This is a genomic window from Paraburkholderia sp. J69-1 (genome assembly GCF_905220255.1).
In the GTDB taxonomy this organism is placed as follows: domain Bacteria; phylum Pseudomonadota; class Gammaproteobacteria; order Burkholderiales; family Burkholderiaceae; genus Paraburkholderia.
In genome coordinates this window covers 16858-36487 of the sequence record NZ_CAJMZG010000028.1, presented here as the reverse complement: position 1 = coordinate 36487, position 19630 = coordinate 16858, and the positions used below count along the sequence as shown (strand labels likewise).

Annotated in this window: 16 protein-coding genes; 7 read left to right on the top strand and 9 right to left on the bottom strand. The window is 65.3% G+C overall.

Going from position 1 to position 19630, the window contains the following annotated elements; genetic code table 11:
• The first annotated feature begins 84 nt into the window (after positions 1 to 84).
• The 3 genes from U5A67_RS35615 (at position 85) to U5A67_RS35605 (ending at position 4971) form a co-directional block, all read left to right on the top strand.
• A complete protein-coding gene (locus tag U5A67_RS35615) occupies positions 85 to 855 on the top strand; it encodes a class II aldolase/adducin family protein (RefSeq protein WP_205986585.1) in 771 nt (256 codons plus the stop codon).
• A gap of 3 nt (positions 856 to 858) precedes the next feature.
• Positions 859 to 1872 carry a 2-dehydropantoate 2-reductase gene (locus tag U5A67_RS35610; protein ID WP_321818008.1) on the top strand — a complete coding sequence of 338 codons (1014 nt, stop codon included), beginning with the start codon at positions 859 to 861 and terminating at the stop codon, positions 1870 to 1872.
• Positions 1873 to 2328: 456 nt separating this feature from the next.
• Positions 2329 to 4971: a mechanosensitive ion channel domain-containing protein gene (locus U5A67_RS35605; RefSeq protein WP_321818007.1), complete on the top strand. Its 2643-nt coding sequence runs from the start codon at positions 2329 to 2331 to the stop codon at positions 4969 to 4971.
• A gap of 785 nt (positions 4972 to 5756) precedes the next feature.
• On the opposite strand, the gene U5A67_RS35600 is transcribed toward U5A67_RS35605, so the two are convergent.
• The 6 genes from U5A67_RS35600 to U5A67_RS35575 form a co-directional block, all read right to left on the bottom strand.
• Positions 5757 to 7091: an AAA-associated domain-containing protein gene (locus U5A67_RS35600; protein WP_205987837.1), complete on the bottom strand. Its 1335-nt coding sequence runs from the start codon at positions 7089 to 7091 to the stop codon at positions 5757 to 5759.
• A gap of 16 nt (positions 7092 to 7107) precedes the next feature.
• Entirely contained in the window at positions 7108 to 8859 is a 1752-nt protein-coding gene (locus U5A67_RS35595; RefSeq protein WP_321818006.1) for an ABC transporter permease subunit, read from the bottom strand.
• Between the two features lie 210 nt (positions 8860 to 9069).
• Complete coding sequence (locus U5A67_RS35590; RefSeq protein ID WP_321818005.1) at positions 9070 to 9333, bottom strand: hypothetical protein; 264 nt, start codon at positions 9331 to 9333, stop codon at positions 9070 to 9072.
• 722 nt (positions 9334 to 10055) lie between these two features.
• Positions 10056 to 10520 carry a hypothetical protein gene (locus U5A67_RS35585; RefSeq protein WP_205987840.1) on the bottom strand — a complete coding sequence of 155 codons (465 nt, stop codon included), beginning with the start codon at positions 10518 to 10520 and terminating at the stop codon, positions 10056 to 10058.
• Between the two features lie 156 nt (positions 10521 to 10676).
• Complete coding sequence (locus U5A67_RS35580; RefSeq protein ID WP_321818004.1) at positions 10677 to 11129, bottom strand: zinc-finger-containing protein; 453 nt, start codon at positions 11127 to 11129, stop codon at positions 10677 to 10679.
• A 154-nt stretch (positions 11130 to 11283) separates the two neighbouring features.
• Complete coding sequence (locus tag U5A67_RS35575; RefSeq protein ID WP_321818003.1) at positions 11284 to 12549, bottom strand: MFS transporter; 1266 nt, start codon at positions 12547 to 12549, stop codon at positions 11284 to 11286.
• 252 nt (positions 12550 to 12801) lie between these two features.
• Here U5A67_RS35575 and U5A67_RS35570 point away from each other — a divergent pair, with 252 nt between their 5' ends.
• Positions 12802 to 13332 (top strand): hypothetical protein, encoded by a 531-nt coding sequence (locus tag U5A67_RS35570; protein ID WP_321959794.1) that lies wholly within the window; start codon positions 12802 to 12804, stop codon positions 13330 to 13332.
• A gap of 77 nt (positions 13333 to 13409) precedes the next feature.
• The gene (locus tag U5A67_RS35565; protein WP_321818001.1) at positions 13410 to 14753 is read left to right on the top strand and encodes a DUF2325 domain-containing protein; all 1344 of its coding nucleotides are present in this window, start codon (positions 13410 to 13412) and stop codon (positions 14751 to 14753) included.
• A 21-nt stretch (positions 14754 to 14774) separates the two neighbouring features.
• Here U5A67_RS35565 and U5A67_RS35560 read toward each other — a convergent pair whose 3' ends face one another.
• The 3 genes from U5A67_RS35560 to U5A67_RS35550 all read right to left on the bottom strand — a co-directional run bounded on the left by U5A67_RS35560 (position 14775) and on the right by U5A67_RS35550 (position 16404).
• A complete protein-coding gene (locus U5A67_RS35560) occupies positions 14775 to 15098 on the bottom strand; it encodes a winged helix-turn-helix domain-containing protein (RefSeq protein WP_205987862.1) in 324 nt (107 codons plus the stop codon).
• A gap of 209 nt (positions 15099 to 15307) precedes the next feature.
• Entirely contained in the window at positions 15308 to 15949 is a 642-nt protein-coding gene (locus U5A67_RS35555; RefSeq protein ID WP_321818000.1) for a nitrogen fixation protein NifQ, read from the bottom strand.
• Between the two features lie 26 nt (positions 15950 to 15975).
• Positions 15976 to 16404, bottom strand: coding sequence for a TOBE domain-containing protein (locus U5A67_RS35550; protein WP_205987846.1), 429 nt, complete (start codon positions 16402 to 16404; stop codon positions 15976 to 15978).
• 151 nt (positions 16405 to 16555) lie between these two features.
• Here U5A67_RS35550 and U5A67_RS35545 point away from each other — a divergent pair, with 151 nt between their 5' ends.
• Both U5A67_RS35545 and U5A67_RS35540 read left to right on the top strand, forming a co-directional pair.
• The gene (locus tag U5A67_RS35545) at positions 16556 to 17440 is read left to right on the top strand and encodes an extracellular solute-binding protein (RefSeq protein ID WP_205987847.1); all 885 of its coding nucleotides are present in this window, start codon (positions 16556 to 16558) and stop codon (positions 17438 to 17440) included.
• Positions 17441 to 17453: 13 nt separating this feature from the next.
• A complete protein-coding gene (locus tag U5A67_RS35540) occupies positions 17454 to 19316 on the top strand; it encodes an ATP-binding cassette domain-containing protein (protein WP_321817999.1) in 1863 nt (620 codons plus the stop codon).
• The last annotated feature ends 314 nt before the right edge of the window (positions 19317 to 19630 follow it).

The window sequence follows — 19630 nt, the reverse complement described above, 5'->3', positions numbered from 1 at the left end:
CGCACGCATTTATTTGCGCGTAGCATCGGCGTGTCGATGAGAGGAATGACGCCCCGTCGAGGGCCACCCCATGAGGAGACACCCATGAACGCAATTGCCGAAGCCACGCGCCCGCACTGGTGCGAACCGCAGGAATGGGACGCGCGCGTGAAGCTCGCGGGCACTTACCGCGTGTTCCATCAGCTTGGCTGGACCGAGTTGATCTTCAATCACATCACCTTGCGCGTGCCGGGCCCGGAAAAGCATTTCCTGATCAATCCGTTCGGGCTTGCGTATGACGAAATCAAGGCATCGAATCTCGTCAAGATCGATCTGCAGGGCCATATCCTCAGCCCCAGCGACTACCCGATCAACCCGGCCGGCTTCGTGATTCACAGCGCTATTCACGCAAACGTGGAAGACGCGCATTGCGTCATGCACACGCACACCACGGCGGGTCTTGCGGTGGCGTGCATGGAAAGCGGCCTCGCGTACACGAATTTTTATTCGGCGCAATTGCACGGCATGGTCGCGTATCACGACTTCGAAGGCATCACCGTGCACGACGATGAAAAACCGCGTCTGCTCAATTCGATGGGCGACAAGCGCCTGCTGATCCTGCGCAATCACGGTCTGCTCGCGCACGGCGAAAGTCTCGCGCACGCGTTCGCGCTATTGTGGACGCTCAATCGCGCCTGCGAAATTCAGGTCGTGACGGATTCGATGCGCGGCAATGCGCTGCCCATCGACCCGGCCATCACCGCGCGCTCCACACGCGACGCGCTGCAGTTTTCACCGGCGCACGGCGCGGGCGACAACATCCTCGCCGCGCTGATCCGGCGCGTGGATCGCCACGATCCCTCATACAAGGAGTAAGCATTGAACGCCTCGCAGCGCAGTATCACCGTGGTGGGCGCCGGCGCGATCGGCGGCCTGATTGCGGCGCGTCTCGCGCGCAGCGGCGCGCACGTGAGCGTGAACGTTCTGGCGCGCGGCGCGCAGCTTGAAGCGATTCGCCGCGACGGCCTCACCGTCGTCGAAGGTCCCGGCGACGATGAACGCATCACCGCACGCGTGAACGCCACGAACGACGCCGCCGCGCTCGGCGTGCAGGACATCGTGTTCATCTGCCTCAAGGGCCAGGCGCTCGCGCAATCGGCGGCGTCGCTTGCACCGCTCGTGGGGCCGCACACGCAGATCGTTTCGGCGATGAACGGCGTGCCGTGGTGGTTCCTCAGCGACTTCGGCGGCGCGCAGGCGAACGGCCGGCTCGAATCGGTCGATCCTGGCGGTGCGGTCTCGGCCGCATTGCCGCCCGCGCAGGCTTGCGGCTGCGTCGTGCATCTTTCATCGTCGATTGCGGCGCCTGGCGTGATCCGCAAAGGCCGGGGCAATCTGCTGATCGTGGGCGCGGCGTCGGCACGCATGGCCGCACGCGCGGAAGAAGCGCGCGCGCTGCTCGTGCAAGCCGGTTTCGACGTGCAGGCCGCCGGCTCCATCCAGGGCGAAATCTGGACGAAGCTCTGGGGCAACATGACGATGAACCCCATCAGCGCGCTCACGCGCTCCACCGCCGATGTGATCCTCGACGATCCGCTCACGGCGCAACTGGTTGCGTCGATCATGGCCGAAGCGCGGGCGATCGGCGAGGCGCTGGGGATCGGCATCAGCATGACGATCGAGGAACGCAACGCGATCACGCGCAAGCTCGGCGCGTTCAAGACGTCGATGCTGCAGGACGTGGAGGCGGGCCGCACGCTCGAAGTCGAAGCGCTGCTGGGCGCGCCTTATGAACTCGCGCAGCGCGCGGGCATTGCGGCGCCGTCGCTGGGCATGCTGTACGGGCTCGCGCGTCAGCTCGATGCGAATCTCGAAGCGGCGCGGCAACGGTGACGTCAGGTTTCGGCGTCATGTCGATGTCATGATTCGACGCGCTTGCCGTGCAATGCGGCAAGCGTTTTCAGCAAATCGTAAGCACTACGCAAGCTTCGGTGGGAGTCGGCGCCGCTCGATCGGGGTTCGGCGCATACTCTGGTACTTCAACACGCCTGCGCCCGTCATTCGACGCACGGTCTGACACCGTTTCGCTTCTCAGGAACCCAACGCCTGGGGCACAAAAATTGCGGCAGTGCGTCGAATGCTCAACCGGACAGCGCACAAGCTTGCGCCCGCTTCTGGCCTCCCGCTATTGCTGCGTCCGGCAGACCGCCAGCCACCCGATCGACACCGTTTTTTCCCATGCCAAGGATGCCCATCTTTCCCCGCTTCTTTGCCCTCCTCCGCTCCCGAACGACGCCGAATTCAAGCCGCGCGCGACGCTTCGATCCGCTGATTGCTGTCTTTGCTTGTGTGCTGCTCGGAATCGGTGCGCCGGTCTATGCGGCCGGTGCCACGACAAGCAGCGCGACCACGACTACCACGACGGCGGCTTCGGCCAACCCCGCTGCGCCCGTCATGCTGACACCCGCGCAGGCCAACGCCGCGCTCAAGGTGCTCGATGATCCGGTCCAGCGCGCCCATGTCGCCGACACGCTGCGCGCGATCGCCGCCGCCGGTGCGCTCGCCACGCCCGCCTCGAGTAGCGCGAGCGCCAGCGCGGCAAGCGCTGCGAGCGCGCCGGCTGCATCGGCCGCCAGCGCCTCGCCCGCCTCCGACGCGCTCTCGAATGCGCTGCGCTCGAACGGCCTCGTGCTGCAGATCGCCGATGGCGCGGCGCACGGCGCGCGCGTGATCGGCCGCCAGTTGCTGCGCGCACGCGGCGCGCTGTTCAACGTGCGATCGGCGCGCGACTGGTGGAGCGTGCGGCTGGGCACGCCGCAAGGGCACGAAATCCTGATCGGCCTGCTGCGCGTGCTGCTGCTCACGCTCGTGCCGGCGCTCGCGCTCGAAGCGCTGCTGCGACGTCTGATCGCCCGGCCGCATCGCGCGATCGTCGAACACGCGGCCGCGCATCGCGACGAAGGCAGCAGCAGTGCCACGCCGACCGCCGCCGCAGCCGCACCGGCACAGCCGCAAACGCCCGAAGCGAGCGGCACCGCCGCGGTCAAAGCGGCGCAGAAAGATGTCGATCAAGACGCCCTGCGCAGCGCCGCCGGCATGGGCACGGACGATCCCGAAGCGGGCGTCGATGCCAACGCCATCGCCGCGGAAAGCGCCGAAGTGCCCGCCGCAAGCGACAAATCCTATGTGCAAAGCGCGGCCGCGCTCGCGCGCGAAGCGCTGCAGCGCAGCCGTGGCGCGCACCATTGGCGCCTGCTCAAACGCCTGCCGATGGCCTTTGTCATCACGCTGCTCGAACTCGTGCCCGTGATCGGCTTCGGGCTGTGCGCCGCCGGCGTGCTCTCGCTATTCGGTCCCGAAGATGCCGCGCCGGCCGCCGCAGTCGGTCACGTGGTCGATGCCTGGGTGATCTGCCGCGTCATCATCGCGATCGGCAAGCTGTTGTTCGCGCCCGATTCCGACGACCTGCGTCTCACGCCGATGACCAGCGTCTGGGCCGAATTCTCGCAACGCTGGCTCACGCGCATCGTCGTGATTGGCGGCGTGGGCGGCGCGCTGGCGGGCGCGGTGCCGCTCGGCATGACCGAGGACGCGCACCTCGCGCTCGTGAAGCTCGTGATCCTGGTGGCGCACGTGGCGATCGCGATCATGATCCTGCAATGCCGCCATGCGGTGGCCGAGCGCATCCGCAATTCGGCGGCCTCGCGCGGCTCGTTCGCGTGGCTCGTGCACTGGTTCGCCGATATCTGGGCGATTGCCGCGATCTTCGTGGTGATGGCGCTGTGGTTCGTCTGGGCGCTCGACCTGCGCGGCGGCTACCAGGAACTGATTCGCGCGGGCGGCATCTCGCTGGGCGTGCTGCTGTGCGCGCGCATGCTGGCGATTGTCGTGCTGGGCGCGATCGGGCGCGTCTTCGACCCGAACGGCAAGGGCGAAAACCTGACCATCGCGCAACGCCGCGCGTATCGCTATTACCCGGCTGTGCGGCGCGTCGTCATGGCGGCGCTGTGGATCGTCATGCTCGACGTGTTGCTGCACGTGTGGGGTCTGCATCCGGGCCGCTTCCTGGTGAGCGCGCCGATCGGCCATCTGCTGGGCTCCGCGCTGCTGACGATCGCCGTTGCCATCGTAGTCGCGATCGTGATCTGGGAAGCCGCGAATGGCGCGGCCGAGCGCCGCCTCAACGCGTGGACCGACGCCGGCGATTACGTGCGCGCCGCGCGACTGCGCACGCTGTTGCCGATGTTCCGCACCACGCTCTTTGTGGCGATTTTCGTGGTGGTGGGTCTGACTGCGCTTTCGCAGCTTGGCATCAACACCGCGCCCTTGATTGCCGGCGCGAGTATCTTCGGCGTGGCGCTGGGTTTTGGTTCGCAGAAGCTCGTGCAGGACTTCATCACCGGTATTTTTCTGCTCACTGAAAACGCGATGCAGGTGGGCGACTGGGTGACGGTCGCCGGTGTGTCGGGCACGGTGGAATTTCTCTCGATTCGCACGGTGCGTCTGCGTGGCGGCGATGGCTCGCTGTATACGGTTCCGTTCAGTTCGGTGACGACGGTGAACAACACGAATCGCGGCATCGGCAATGCGGCCGTCAAGGTGATGATCGCCAATGGCGCGGATCTCGAACGGGCTATCGCTACGCTGAAAGACATCGGTGCGGAAATTCGTGGCGAGGACGCGTTCAAGAACGGGATTCTTAGCGATTTCGCTTACTGGGGCGTGGATTCGGTCGATGGTGCGAGTGTCACGCTGGTGGGGCAGATTCAGTGTAAGGATTCGTCGCGGTGGGGCGTGCAGCGTGAGTTTAATCGGCGTGTGCTGACTCACTTTGCCGAGCGCGGGATCGAGCTGGCTAATCCGCAGCGGAATTTTCTTATCGATATGTCGGGTGAGCGGGATGTTGAAGGGCGCTCGTTCGAGGATGATGAGGGTGGTGGGCGCGATGCGCGCAATGGTGGGCGGAATGCGGGGCGTGGGAAGCCTAACTGATGGTTTGCTTTTGGGGCCGGTGCAGGGGTTTTGGGTGCTGGCCTCACCGTTGGGGGTTTTGATTTTTGACCCCGGAAAGGCTCACCTTTGTGATTGATATCGGGGGGGAGAGCTGGGGTGGTGTTTGTTTTGTAGGCCTTTGATTAAGGGGCTTTTTAGATCGGTGTGGGCGCAACTTTCATGCGATTGGGTGGCTCCCGAATGTGCTCACCTTTTATTGGGTGGTTGGCACATTGCCTTGTGGTCGTGTCGGTCTATTAGCGTTGCCCCTGTGCGGGGCGGCACCTACTTTTCTTTGCAGCGGCAAAGAAAAGTAGGCAAAAGAAAGCCGCTCACCCCGCCAGTGTGACGCAGTTGGCAAACCGCCGTTCAGGGGGAAAGGTATAGGAGCATCCGACACTTCGCACCACGAAACAAAGTGACAAGGCGCCCGCCCACCCGGGGGCGCTACGCGCCCCGAGGGGCATAACGCAAACCGAAGGTTTGCTGGTTTCCGTGGCAGACCCAACCGTTGCACGCGCAGCGAGCAACGGGATGAATGACGGCTTTGTCACTAAGTTTGAAGGTGCGGGATGGCAGACGCCCCTATACCATTCCCCGCGTAAGGCTGGTTGTGGACTGCGTCACACTGGCGGTGTGAGCGGCTTTCTTTTGCTTACTTTTCTTTGTCGCTGCAAAGAAAAGTAAGTGCCGCCCCGCACAGGGGCGACGCTAATAGACCGACACGAAAACAAGGCAATGTGCCACCCACGCCAGAACGAGAAAAGCTAAAGGCTAAAAGGCCTTTAAGCCTCCACATCCTCAAGACTAAAAATCTCCGACTGATCGTTATACGAAAAAATCTCGCCATAACGCCCCCAATCGATCACCGTATCGAGCGTCTGCTCAGCGGCGACATCAGAAAGAAAGTCCTCAAGCTCCTGCTCAAACCGCACACGCGGCGCGCGATGCCCGGGCCGCTCATTGAGCACCTTCTTGATCCGCGCAGCCAGCGGCACATTCCTCAGCAGATGATCCGCAAACATGAGCTTGCGCGCCTGCGTCCCCATCTCCGCAAAAACACGCGCCGGCGGCGTCAGCAACAAATCGCCATCGCGCACATCCGCAAACCCAAGCTGCTGCAACATTTCGGCGACCGGAAACAGGTCGTCCACTTCCAGATGCAGCGAGCGCGCAATTTCCGGCATATCCGCACGACCGTGATACGGCGCCGCCGCCAGCGTTTCAATCAGACCGGCCATCAGGTTAGTCGACACATCCGGCAAACGGCTGCCCACTTCCAGACGCCGCGACGACGTTTCCGCCGCATCGCGCGCGGTCATCTTCGCGTAGATCTCGTCCACCAGCTTGCGGAACGCCGGGTCCAGACGGTTACGCGGATGCTTGAACGGCACCTTGATCTCGGCAACCACGCGCCCAGGATTGGACGACAGCACCAGAATGCGGTCGCACATGAACACCGCTTCTTCGATGTTGTGCGTGACGATCAGCATCGACTTGATCGGCATGCGGCCTTGCGTCCACAGATCGAGCAGGTCGGTACGCAGCGTTTCGGCCGTCAGCACGTCGAGCGCCGAGAACGGTTCGTCCATCAGCATCAGCATCGGATCGACCACCAGCGCGCGCGCGAAACCCACGCGCTGACGCATGCCGCCCGAAAGCTCGCGCGGGTAAGCGTTCTCGAAGCCGTCGAGGCCGATCAGGTCAATCGCCGCCAGCGCGCGTTCGCGGCGCTCGCGTGCGGGCACGCCCTGCGCTTCCAGACCCGCTTCCACGTTCTGCAGCACGGTCAGCCACGGGAACAGCGCGAAGGTCTGGAACACCATCGACACGCCCTCGGCCGGGCCTTCGAGCGGTTTGCCGCGCCAGTTCACTTCGCCGGAGCTCGCTTCGATCAGGCCCGAGATGATGCGCAGCAGCGTCGATTTGCCCGAGCCCGAACGGCCCAGCAGCCCGACGATTTCGCCTTCGCGCAGCGAGAGATTGACGTCGTCGAGCACGAGACGTTCGTCGTCTTTCTTCGCGAAGCCGCGCGACATGTGCTTGACCGAGAGCACTTCTTCGCCGAGCGTCGGGCGCACCGGCAGCAGGTCGGACGAGACGGTTTTGGGATTCAGCATGATGATCTACTCCATCTCAATCGAGGCGCAGCCGGGCCTCGGCGTAGGTGTACAGCGGACGCCAGAGCACGCGGTTAAAGAGCGTGACGAACAGGGACATCATCGCGATGCCCACAATGATTTTCGGGAAGTCGCCGGCAGCGGTCATCTGCGCGATATACGCGCCCAGGCCGTGCGCCTGGAGCTTCGTATCGCCCCACTGCACGAATTCGGAGACGATGCTCGCGTTCCATGCCCCGCCCGAAGCGGTGATCGCGCCGGTGACGTAGTACGGGAAAATGCCCGGCAGCATCGCCTGACGCCACCATTGCCAGCCGCGAATATGGAAATTCTTCGCCGCTTCCTTGTAGTCGTTCGGGTAGGCGCTCGCGCCCGCGATCACGTTGAACAGGATGTACCACTGCGTCCCGAGCACGATCAGCGGCGAGAGCCAGATGTCCGGGTTCAGGTGGAAGCGCACGATCACGATCACGAACACCGGGAACAGCAGGTTCGCCGGGAACGCCGCCAGGAACTGCGCGAGCGGCTGGAATTTCTCCGCGAGCGCGGGACGCAGGCCGATCAGCACGCCCAGCGGCACCCAGATTACCGAAGCAATCGCAATCAGCAGCACCACGCGCAGCAGCGTGATCAGACCTAGCACGAACACATGGCCGACTTCGTCGAGCGTCACGCCCGTGCGCACATACGAGAACACGCGCCAGACCACGAACGCCGTCAGCGCAATCACGCAGACACCCCAGACGATATCGCCCACGCGCGAGCGCTTGCTGCGCGTCGTGCTGATCGCAGGCATCGCCTTCGGCAGTTGCACGCGGATCGGAATGCGCGCCAGCGTGGCAAGCAGGAAGCCCATCGGCACCAGCAGGCGGTGAATCAGGCGCGTGCGGCGAATCAGGTCGAGCAGCCACGATTCGGGCGCATCGCCGGAACTCGTGTTTTCCATGCGGAATTTGTCGGCCCACGCAACCAGCGGTCGGAACAGGAACTGGTCGTACGCCAGAATCACGACCGTCATCGCCAGAATCACCCAGCCGATGGCGTGCATGTTCTTTTCAGTGATCGCCTGCGCCAGATATGCGCCGATACCCGGCAGCGTGATCGTGTTGTTGCCCACCGTGATCGCTTCCGAAGCCACCACGAAGAACCAGCCGCCCGACATCGACATCATCATGTTCCAGATGAGGCCGGGCATCGAAAACGGCACTTCGAGTTTCCAGAAGCGTTGCCAGCCGGTCAGGTGGAAACCCTTCGAGACTTCGTCCAGATCGCGCGGCACGGTGCGCAGCGACTGGTAGAAGCTGAACGTCATGTTCCACGCCTGGCTGGTGAAGATCGCGAAGATCGCCGCGAGTTCGGCGCCCAGCACGCGCGACGGAAACAGCGCGAGGAAGAACGTGACCGTAAAAGAGATATAGCCCAGCACCGGCACCGACTGAAGAATGTCGAGGATCGGCACCAGCACCTGGCCCGCGCGGCGGCTCTTGGCCGCCAGCGTGCCGTACACCAGCGTAAAGATCAGCGAGGCGACCATCGCCGCCAGCATGCGCAGCGTCGTGCGCATCGCGTATTCAGGCAGATTGGCCGGATCGAGCGAAATCGCCTGCGTCTTGAGCGTCGAGATCGGCGCCATGGTTTCGTGGAATCCCACAGCCGCCATCGCAATCAGGCAGATGATGAGCGGAAACGCGACGAAGTCCCAGCGATTGGGCAGCACGCGCCACGCCGAAGCGTTGGCCGTGCGGTTCAGGTTGAATCTGAACTCCATTAGCGGCCTCCCTGGGCAAAAACGTGCGCGACGCCGCAAGAGCGCGATGCGCGGCAGATCGTTCGCAGTGAGCGGTTGTACTGATTCATGTTTTGAAGCACCAGCGTTCTGGATGATGCGCAGTCCGCGCGCCTTGTCGGGATCGCCTTATCGGCAGCCCGGATGACGCCTGAGGCGCGGGACCGTTCTCGTCTGATTCTTGAAAGCCCGTCAGCCCCGCTCGCCACGGAACATACGCTCGCGCAGATCACGCCAGCGCGCGGCGAGTTTCGATGAACGGCAGGGCGGCGTGGCCGGCGCGCGCTGGCGGGCGCCGATCACATCGGGATGCAGGGTGTGCTGCGTTTGCGGCAGCTGCGGCAGAAGAAGGCCGAAGTTCATGCTGAATCTCCTCGCGTCACGCCACGCGGCGGACGCCTTGGCGAGGAAAGTCAGCAGACCCGGCTGCGCGCGATGGGTCGATTCGGCGCGCAACGACGGCTTACGTCTGCCAGCTTTCCTCAGGGAATATCGAAAGGAAGCGGCATAACGGATAACTGTCACTGTCGGACATCGGAACTCCTTATCGTCACGGCGGCGTGCGAGGCGAGCCCAATGGCCAGTCCCCGCGCGACGCGAGTGGCGGTCCGCACATCGGCTTCGTCGGGCGGGCGCGATGTTACGCGCGGGCCGGAATCGAAGGCATGAACGGACCGTGCCGGGAGCGCGAACGCTCACGGCGCGATATCGCTCCTGCGCGGCGCAAAGTGCGGCGGCGCGGGATCGACGCTAAAAAGAGTGCACGAGGATTTACTGCTGGACGCGCACCATCTGCCTGGCTGGCAAGACGGCGGCTGAAAGAAAGGGAGCGCGGACGTCCTGCCGGTCAGGCAGCGAAACTATTCGAAGATCGACAACTGCTACTGTCCAAGGCGTCAGCCCCTTTTGTTAAGACGGGCGAATTTTAGTCACGCACACTGCCTGAAGTCAACACGATTCGCGCCGCGCGTCAAATCCCGTGCCAATGCCGCCACAACGCCGCCGGGCGGCGCATCGGGCGAATCCGGCTGGATCGTCCCAGGTGGGTGGAAAAGCATTGCAACGCCCGGGGCCGGATCATCGAAAAGCACCCGGATTGTTGCGCAAACCGTGTACCTGCGAAGCTGCTTGCGTGTCTTTGCGTCTATTTACGTCGGTATGCGTCGGTACGCGCCTGCTCAGGCGCGTTTGCGGCTCTGCTGGCGCGTATCGCCTGCGCGCACACGCTCAAGGCGCTCGCTGGCTTCCGTGAGCACCCACAGCGGCGCGCTCTGCAATTGCTGGTCGTACACGGCGATCACGGTCTTGATGGCGTCGAACTGCGTATCGTCGATGCTCCATTCGCCCTGTGCGCCGCCGCGCGAGAAGCACGCGAGGATCGCCGCGTCGGCGGGACCGATCTGCTCGGGCGTCAGCGTGCCGTAGCCGGCTTCGGCGGTTGCCTGGGCCAGCCAGTGCGCGTGCAGGATTGCCTGCGCGTCATGCTGGGAGCCGCCCGCGCGCAACGCGGCCAGTGCCAGATGGACCTGCAGGGCGAGTTCGTCCGCGTTTGCGCGCGGCATCGGCAGCAAGTCGCCCTTGGCCCGATGCCGGCGGGCGCGGGCGGCCTGAATATGCTGCGGGAAGGGGATTGTCTTGGCCATGTCGCACAAAGGGAATCAGTTCAGGTGCAATAACGGCACCTCACGGCCAAGGTTGAGCGCCAATGTGCTACGGCAATGTAACGATTGGTGACAGCCGGTAAGGAATCGGCCCGGCGAAGCTTGCCGGGCGGGCCTGAAAGCGCTTCTGACTGCCGATCAGCCGGGCTGATCAGGCGCGCGGCGAGCGGCCATAAACGCCTCGACGTGACGAATTGCCGCTTCGCACTGTTCGAGTGTCAGATGATGGATCGACGGATTCGGCAGTTCGAACCCCAGTTCCTCGGCGATCCAGCGCAGCGCCCTGCCCCGCGCCTCGAATACGTTGACCTTGTCGCGGCGCACCTTGGCGGCAACCAGCGGTTCAAGCGCATCGTGCAGGCGGCTCTTGGCCTCGCGCAGCGCGCCATTGGCAAGCCGGCCGAGCGGCACGTTGCGCGTGCTGCGCGCAGGTACGCCGATCCACGCCTCGCAGGGCGTGCAGACCCACAGCGGGCCGTGATCGTCGCGGTAGGGATAGGCTTCGTCGCCGGAGCGGGCGAGCAGCGCTTTCGCGCCGCAATAGTCGCAGAGCGGCTGCGGCAGCGCCTTGACGGGACGGCCTACGCGCATGCGCGGCTCCTTCCGGTCGAGCGGGTGAAGGTTATCGGATACATCGTGTATTGCCTGTTCGTGGTGGATCGTGACTCGCGAAAGCGCGTCGATGTGCAAAAGCATAGCGAAAAACGGCGCGCTTTCGGCTTGTCGGACGGGCTATGCCGTCCGGTCAGCTTGCGCCGGCGGTGGCGCGCTCCGGCTCGCGTTCGAGCGAACGCGTGTCGCGCAGCGCAGGAAACAACCGCATCCAGACCAGCGCCACGCAGATCGTCGCCACGCCGCCCACCAGCACGGCGGGCTGCGCGCCCCACCATCCGGCCGTCAGGCCCGACTCGAATTCGCCCAGTTGATTCGATGTGCCGATAAACAGCGAATTGACCGCGCTCACGCGGCCGAGCGTCTCGCTGGGCGTGCGCAACTGCACGAGCGAGCTGCGCACCACCACGCTCACCACATCCGATGCGCCGAGCACTGCCAGCGCGATCAGCGAAAGCACGATGTTGTGCGACAGCCCGAACGCGATGGTCGCGAAACCAAACACGATCACGCCGCCGAACATCGCGAGGCCGGGCCGGCGCCGCAGCGGGAAATGCGCGAGCCAGATCGTGCCCGACAGCGCGCCCACCGCCGAAGCCGAACGCAGCAGGCCGAGTTCGAGCGGCCCCGCGTGCAGGATGTCGCGCGCGAACACCGGCAGCAGCGCGGTCGCGCCGCCGAACAGCACGGCGAACAGATCGAGCGAGAGCGCGCCCAGAATGACCGGCTGCGAGCGGATAAAGGCGATGCCCGAAAACACCGATTCGAGCGTGACGGGCGCGCGCGACGCGGGTTTGGTCTGCAGCGGAATGGTGGCCGACAACATCGCCGCGACGGCAAACGACAGCGTGCACGCCAGATAGGCCGCGCCCGCGCCGACGCCATACAGCAGGCCGCCGAGCGCCGGCCCGAGAATCTGCGCGGTCTGCGTGGCGGATGTCGACCAGGCCGTGGCGTTGGGCAGTTGCGCGCGCGGCACGACGCCCGGCAGCAGCGACGAAATGGCCGGCGACTCGAACGCACGCGCCGCGCCCACGCAGGCCGCCAGCGCGTAGATGATCGGCGCGCTCAACCAGCCGCCGAAGGTGCCGCACGCGAAGGTCAGCGCCGCCGCGCACTCGATCGTCTGGCAGACCGCGGCGATACGGCGCCGGTCGTAGCGATCGGCAACATGCCCTACGACGAGCGTGAGCAGGAACATCGGCAGGAACTGAGCAAGGCCGACCAGCCCGAGCGCGAAGGCGCTTTTCGTGAGCGCATAGATATGCCAGCCCATCGCGACGGCCAGCATCTGGAACGACAGCGAGGCCAGCACGCGCGCGCCCCAGAAACGTTGGAAACCGCGATTGCGCACAAGACTGCCGGTCGCAGCGCCGGAGTCGGATAAGGGTGTGGTCATGAGACGGCGAGTGAAGCACGGGCACGCGCGGCAAAGCGCAGGACGTGACGTGCGGTGCGGATGAAAGCCGACAATTTTAGTGCAATGCGCGCGGCGGCACCGGAAGGCCCCGTTGCGGGCAGGTCAGCCACGGTTCGCGCATTCTGCCCTATCGCCAACCGATATATCCATTAGAATATAACGATACATGGCGCGCCAGCGGTGCGCCGCCTGAATTCCCAGTTCGTTCCCAGGTTCGCGAAAGGTGGGTGTGTGAGCAGTCGGCCCTTGATGATGAATGCCGCCGTCACGGCGATCTCGGTCGCGCCGGCGCGCGCGAGCACCCCGCCCAGCGGCCCGCCGCTGGAGCTCACGACGCTGCGGCCCGCCTCGGGCCACGAGCGCGCGGAACGCATCCGCGATGTCGTCGATGCGTTCCGGCGGCTGCGCGAGAGCGTCGCGCGCTTCAACCGCATGTTCGCGGCGCGCGCGGGCGAGCAACCGGCGCAAGCCGAAGCCAGCACCGCCCTGCAACCGCTGCTGGCCACGCTGGCGCGCCATGTCGATAACGCGGATTTCGCGCGCCATCGCGAACTCAAACGCGCGATCCGCGATGCACGCCGTCTGGACAAAACCCGCGACGCGCTGTTCTCGGACGCCTTCTGCCTCGACAGCGAAGCGATGCGCAAGACCGCAGCGGAACTGGAAAGACTGGATACGGCGTTCGTCGGCCTGTGCGTCGAGCATGTGCTCGCGCAGCATGAGCGCGCCGCGCTGCCCGCCGGATCGCGCTATATTCCGTGATATATTGCGCTGTCGATCGATGCGCAACGTAGCCGCGCGTATCGCCGGCCCGCGCTCCTAACCGGACAGAGGACACCATGCACGCACCGCCGTTTCGCCTCGCCCGCACCTCGGGCGCCGCGACGCCGGACGAGGCGCCGCATCTGCGCGCCTTCGCTCCCGCCGCCGATTGCTGCGGCCCCTCGCAGGCCGAACTCGAACAGTTCGACCGCACGCGCCGCCGCACGCGGCTGTCCGAGCTCGACGCGCATCTGCATTGCTCGATCATCGGCACCTGTCTGTCCACCCATGAACTGCGCAAGCTCGTGCCGAAGTTCACGCCGCTCGACGGCGCGCGCGCGAGCGATCTCGACATTCACCACACCGCCGTCGAACTGGCGATCCAGGGCGGCGCGGGCGGCAAGGCGCTGCAAAAAGCGCTCGATACGCGCTATGCGGGCGCGCTGCGGCGCTTTTCCAGCGCGCGCGATGCCGAAGCCGTGCTCGCGCTCTGGAACGAAGCACGCGCCAGCGGCGACATTCCGCCCGCCTACTGGGCGCTGATGTCCCATCCCGAAACGACGATGGAAGTGCGCCAGGCCGCGTTCGGCGATCTGCATATGCTGTCGCATCTCGTAGGCGCGGCGAACCGCGCGGACCTGCGCCGCCTCGTTGTGCTCGAAGAAGACAATGCGGCGCTGCAGGCGAAGATCGACCGCCAGCAGGCGCGCCTGCACGAAATGAGCGAAGAGCGCGACGACGCACGCGCGGCGCTCGACGCCCACACCACGCGTGCGCTCGCGCAACGCGAATCGCACGATGAATCGGCGCTGCACGCCCAGATCGCGGCGCTGCGCGAAGCGCTGGCGGCCCGCGACGCGCGTCTCGCGCTCGAAACCAGCCGCCGCGAGGCCGCCGAACAACGCGCCATCGCCGATGAAAACGCGCTGCGCACGGTGCGCACGCAACTCGACGAAACCCGCGCGCTGATCGACACGCTGCGCGCGGAAGCGCACGCGCTGGAAACCGCCGCCCATCCCGACGACGATGACGACAGCGCCCGCGCCCTGCCGCGCGACGCGCTCAAGGGCCGGCGCATCGTTTATGTGGGCGGACGTCCGGGTTCGAATCACGCGCTACGGCGCTGGGTGACCGCGGCGGGCGGCGAATTGACGGTGCACGACGGCGGCATCGAAGACCGCAAGGGTTTGCTGGCGGCCGCGCTCGCGGGCGCCGATATGGCGGTGTTTCCGGTCGATTGCGTCGACCACGATTCGATGAACATGCTCAAGCGTGTCTGCGAGCGGCATCAGGTGAGCTATCACCCGCTGCGCACCGCCAGCCTCGCGAGCTTTGTCGAATTGATGTTGCGGCTGCACACCAATACCGCGCCGGTGCTGAGCGCCGTGCCGGTTTCGCGCTTCTGTCTGCGCCACGGCTAAAACGCGGTCGCGCTGACGCGATCAGCCTTTGACGAGCTTCGTCAGCGCTTCGATTTCAGGCGCGCAGGCCGCGGCCGCGCGCGCCTCGATGCCGCGATAAAGGCGGATGATTTCTTCCCCCACCGGCGTGAGCGTGCTGCCGCCGCCGCTTTGTCCGCCATGTTCGGACACCGTGGCCGGCGATTCGAGCGCGCGATTCAGTTCGTCCATCAACAGCCACGCACGCCGGTACGACATGTTGAGGCTGCGCGCTGCCGCCGAAATCGAGCCATGATCGCGCACGGCTTCGAGCAGCGAGACCTTGCCGGGACCGAGCGCAATCGTGCCGTCCTGGACGACGCGCATGCGAAAACGCACGTCGGGTTCGCGACGCGTCGACGGGCTGACGGCCTCGATCTGTTCGGGCACAGGCGGATTCGTTTTCACGTTGGAAGCCGGTTTTGATGCGGTGGTTTTCGGCGCATTGACGGGCGCCGGAGTGCGGACTTTGGCAGATACGGTCATGGGCGCAAGCATACACGATGGGTTTCGCGTCCCGCACGCCCGATGCAGCGTTAGCTGCGCGGATTAGTCGTGCGATTGGTCGTGCGATGAGTGGTGCGATTGGCCGCTGGGTCCGAGGGAAAACAGAAGCCGAAATCCTCGCAGCCAGGACAGCCCGGCGCCGGTCCGGGCACATCGCCACGAGCCAGCGCCAGTTCGCGCGCGAGCAGCTTTTTCCAGCGCAGATTTTCCGTATTGCGCGCGACGACTTCGGGGAAGAAACGCGTGAGCATCTGCGTGACGTCGTCGCGGCCGGAGAGGCCCAGATCGCGCCACAGATGATCGGGCCGCAAACACGCGTGCGCGAGGATCGTGGCGAGACAGCGGGCGTCATCGGCATCGACATTGCGTGCGGCCAGGCCGATCAGGAAATCGCGCATCGCCGCGACAAAGGCCGCGTGCGATGCGTCTTTAAGCGTGACGGCTTCATGCGTCGATAAAACGAGCGCGCCCGCCGCAAAATGCCGTTCGGCCAACGCCGCCAGCGCAGACGCCGGCAAACCCAGCAACGCCCGCTCGCCACGCACTTCGCGCGCCGCCACCAGACGCGCGAACAACCACGCGTCGGCGGAGCAGACTTCACGAGGCGCGCCGGTCAAGCGATCGCGGCAAGCCGCCGCGAGAGACTCGAAATCCGTTTGCGAGCCGGTCATGATCGCGCGACCTGACGCAACACGCCTTAAGCGTCGACGCCGATGATCACGCTCGACGCCTTGAACAGCGCCGCGGCCGTCTTGCCCGCCGCGAGACCCAGACGGTCCGCGCTTTCGTTCGTGACGATGGCCGCGACCTGCGCGCCGCCCGGAGCGGTAATCACGACTTCGGCGTTGACCGCGCCCTTCGTGACCGACGCGACCGTGCCGGAAATGACGTTGCGCGTGGACACCTTGCTCGCATCGGCGTCGACCATGACGATCACCGACGATGCCTTCACCAGCGCGAACGCCGGTTTGCCCGCCGCCAGGCCGAGCGATGCGGCGCTGCCGTGCGTGATGATGGCGACGATTTCGAGCCCGCCATCGGCGCGCAGCGTGATTTCGTCGTTGACGGCGCCAGCCTTGACTGCAGCGATCTGGCCGGTGAAATGATTACGTGCGCTGGTACGCATGACTGTCTCCTCGTAAGTTCAGTCGAACAGTGTAGTCGCGGCCGTCATTCATACGCAGGTGTTATCGCGAAGATTGTGCAAGCACGTACGCACATTGTTGTATCAGGACATCGTAATATAGGCACCTTTATAACGGTACGGGGTAGAACAGATGATCCGCAAATTGATCGCATCGGTCGTGATGATGTCGGGCGTGCTGGCCGCAAGTTCGAGCGCATTCGCCGCAGATGACAACGATGTGAACGTGCTCTACGCAGGCTCGCTCGTGAACCTGATGGAAAAGAGCGTCGGCCCCGCGTTCGAAAAGGAAACGGGCCTGCATTTCAAGGGCTATGCGGCCGGTTCGAACAAGATCGCCAACGAGATCAAGGGCAAGCTGCGTCGCGGCGATGTGTTCATCAGCGCAAGCCCCAAGGTCAATGCGAACCTGATGGGCGAAGCCAACGGCAATCATGTTTCGTGGTACGTGAATTTCGCCGAGTCGCCGCTGTTGATCGGCTATAGCGCGAAGAGCCGTTTCGCTGCCGACTTCAAGACGAAGAAGTGGGATCAGGTGCTGCAGGAACCGGGTATCCGCATCGGCCGCACGGACCCGAAGCTCGACCCGAAGGGCGCGTTCACCGTCGAACTCATGACGAAGGCCGCGCAGGCGTACAACCAGCCGGATCTGGTGCAGAAGACGCTGGGCACGCCGGACAACCCGGAACAGGTGCTGCCGGAAGAAACGCTCGTGGGCCGTCTGCAATCGGGCCAGCTCGACGCGGGCTTCTTCTATTCGACCGAAACGTCTGACCTGAAGATTCCGTCGATCCACCCGGCGCCCGAACTGAAGATCAAGGCCAACTACACGCTGACGATCCTCAACGACGCACCGAACAACGCGGGCGCCGCGCGCTTCGTGAACTTCCTGCTCTCGGCGGAAGGCCGCAAGCTGCTGGCCGAACATGGCGTCGATGTGACGAAGCCCACGGTCAACGGCAATGGTCAGGCGATCCCGCCGTCGACGCAGGCCGTGATCGACGCGGCCCAGCAATGAGCCCGATGCAGTCATGACGCAACCCGTGCAGCGCGCCGCAAGGCCGCTCTGGTGGCTGGGCGCGCTGCTCGCGGTGTATCTGTGCGCGCCCTTTCTCGCCAGCATTCCGCAGATCGGCCAGGCCGACTGGGCCAATGTCGACTGGCACGCCACGTGGTCGGCGGTCGGGGTATCGGCGGGCAGCGCGAGCGTCGCGGCGCTCGTGATTCTCGTGGGCGGCGTGCCGCTCGGTTACTGGCTCGCGCGCTCTCAAGCGCGCGGCGTCGCGCTGCTGGGTTTCGTGGTGCAGTTGCCGCTCGCGCTGCCGCCGCTCACGAGCGGCATTCTGCTGCTCTTCCTGCTCGGGCCGTATAGCCCGCTCGGCCTGCTGTTCAACGGCGCGCTCACCGATTCCTTCACCGGCATCGTGCTCGCCGAAACCTTCGTGGCCGCGCCGTTTCTGATCGTCGCGGCGCGCTCGGCGTTTGCCGCCGTCGATCCCGTTTATGACGACGTCGCCGCCACGCTTGGCCATCACGCCGTCAGCCGCTTCTTCCGCGTCACCTTGCCGATCGCCTGGCCCGCCATTCGCGCGGGACTCGCGCTCGCGTGGCTGCGCGCATTCGGCGAATTCGGCGCAACGGTGATGGTCGCGTATCACCCGTACTCACTGCCGGTCTACACCTACGTGGTGTTCGGCGGCCAGGGCCTGCCCGCGATGATGCCGCTGCTACTGCCGACGCTCGCGATTGCGGTCGTCTGCGCGGTGCTTTCGGTGTATTCGCGCGGCGCCCGCGCCACGCTGGCGGTGAGCGTCGATAACGGCGACGAACTCACCGCCATCACGCCCGCGGCCACGGCCCACGATCTCGACGACCTGCGTCTCGCGTTCCGGGCGAAGCGGCATCTGGGCGCGTTCACGCTCGACGTTGCCTGGCAGCCGCAGACGCGGCGGCTCGCGATCATCGGGCCTTCGGGTTCGGGCAAGTCGCTCGCGCTGCGCATCATCGCCGGGCTGGAAGCGAACGACGACGCCTTGAGCGCGGGCACGGTGACGCTCGGCGCGACCGATCTCGGCGTGCTGCCGCCGGAGCGCCGCCAGATCGGCTATATGCCGCAGGACTACGGCCTCTTTCCGCACATGACGGTGGCGCAGCAACTGGCCTTTCCCGTCGATGCCGATGCCGCCAGCGCGCGCTACTGGCTCGCGCATCTGGGCCTCGACACGCTTACCGAACGCCTGCCGCGCCAGCTCTCCTTCGGCCAGCGCCAGCGCGTCGCGCTCGCGCGCGCGCTGACGCGGCACAGCCCGCTGCTGCTGTTCGACGAGCCGTTCGCGGCGCTGGACACGCCGCGCCGCCGCAAGCTGCAGCAGTCGCTGCGCGCGCTTCAGCGCGAAATCGCCGCGGTGACGGTGATCGTCACGCATGATCCCGACGAAGCCGCCCTGCTCGCCGACGAAGTGCTCGTGATCGAGCATGGGCGCACGCTGCAGGCCGGCCCGATCGCCGAAGTCTTCGCGCGGCCCGCCTCGCTGCGGGTCGCCGATCTGCTCGGCCTGCATAACATCGGCGAAGGTGTCGGGCGCGGCGCGGGCGAGATCGAGACGGCGGGCGGTTTGCGGCTGCCTTGCAGCACGGGCGCGCTCGCGGACGGCTCGCGCGTGATGTGGCGAGTCGCGCCGCGCGCGCTGCGCGCCACGCCCGATGGCCGTTGGGCTGGCCGCATCGCCGGGACGTCGCTGCGCCATGGTGACCGTTATGTGACGATCGACCTGGCAGGCGAACTGTTCGACATTCCCGCCGACGATCTGCCGTTCCCCGACGACAGCGCACTCACGCTGCGCTTCGAGATCGACGCAGGCGGCGTGACGGCGTGGCCGTCGCAAGACTCCTGAAAACACTCACCTTTAGCCGCAAGGCGGCGGTACTCGCGTGCTGCCGCCTTGAGAAATAGCGCTTGTTTTAAGGTGTTTTTCTCACGTGGGGCAATTCGATCCGCGCCACAGCCGGCTTTCGCGCCTCCATCCCGGATAAGCTCACCTTAGCCGCCTGGCACGCCTTTGCGTGCGTGAACCGGAAAAAATATTCGCACCGTTTAACCTGGGAGTACCAGGAAATTTCTCCAGAAAATCGCCTCGAATAAAGCGTTTTTTCGTCGATGTCGCCTGGTTGCGCTAACGAGTGCGGTGAATCTCGAACGTTCCGGGTT

Bases quoted from the DNA above. Each gene is read 5' to 3' on its own strand.
- U5A67_RS35575 (WP_321818003.1), bottom strand. From the start codon at position 12,549: ATGACCACACCCTTATCCGACTCCGGCGCTGCGACCGGCAGTCTTGTG.
- U5A67_RS35600 (WP_205987837.1), bottom strand. From the start codon at position 7,091: ATGCTGAATCCCAAAACCGTCTCGTCCGACCTGCTGCCGGTGCGCCCG.
- U5A67_RS35545 (WP_205987847.1), top strand. From the start codon at position 16,556: ATGATCCGCAAATTGATCGCATCGGTCGTGATGATGTCGGGCGTGCTG.
- U5A67_RS35615 (WP_205986585.1), top strand. From the start codon at position 85: ATGAACGCAATTGCCGAAGCCACGCGCCCGCACTGGTGCGAACCGCAG.
- U5A67_RS35555 (WP_321818000.1), bottom strand. From the start codon at position 15,949: ATGACCGGCTCGCAAACGGATTTCGAGTCTCTCGCGGCGGCTTGCCGC.
- U5A67_RS35580 (WP_321818004.1), bottom strand. From the start codon at position 11,129: ATGCGCGTAGGCCGTCCCGTCAAGGCGCTGCCGCAGCCGCTCTGCGAC.
- U5A67_RS35595 (WP_321818006.1), bottom strand. From the start codon at position 8,859: ATGGAGTTCAGATTCAACCTGAACCGCACGGCCAACGCTTCGGCGTGG.
- U5A67_RS35565 (WP_321818001.1), top strand. From the start codon at position 13,410: ATGCACGCACCGCCGTTTCGCCTCGCCCGCACCTCGGGCGCCGCGACG.
- U5A67_RS35585 (WP_205987840.1), bottom strand. From the start codon at position 10,520: ATGGCCAAGACAATCCCCTTCCCGCAGCATATTCAGGCCGCCCGCGCC.
- U5A67_RS35540 (WP_321817999.1), top strand. From the start codon at position 17,454: ATGACGCAACCCGTGCAGCGCGCCGCAAGGCCGCTCTGGTGGCTGGGC.
- U5A67_RS35560 (WP_205987862.1), bottom strand. From the start codon at position 15,098: ATGCGCGTCGTCCAGGACGGCACGATTGCGCTCGGTCCCGGCAAGGTC.
- U5A67_RS35550 (WP_205987846.1), bottom strand. From the start codon at position 16,404: ATGCGTACCAGCGCACGTAATCATTTCACCGGCCAGATCGCTGCAGTC.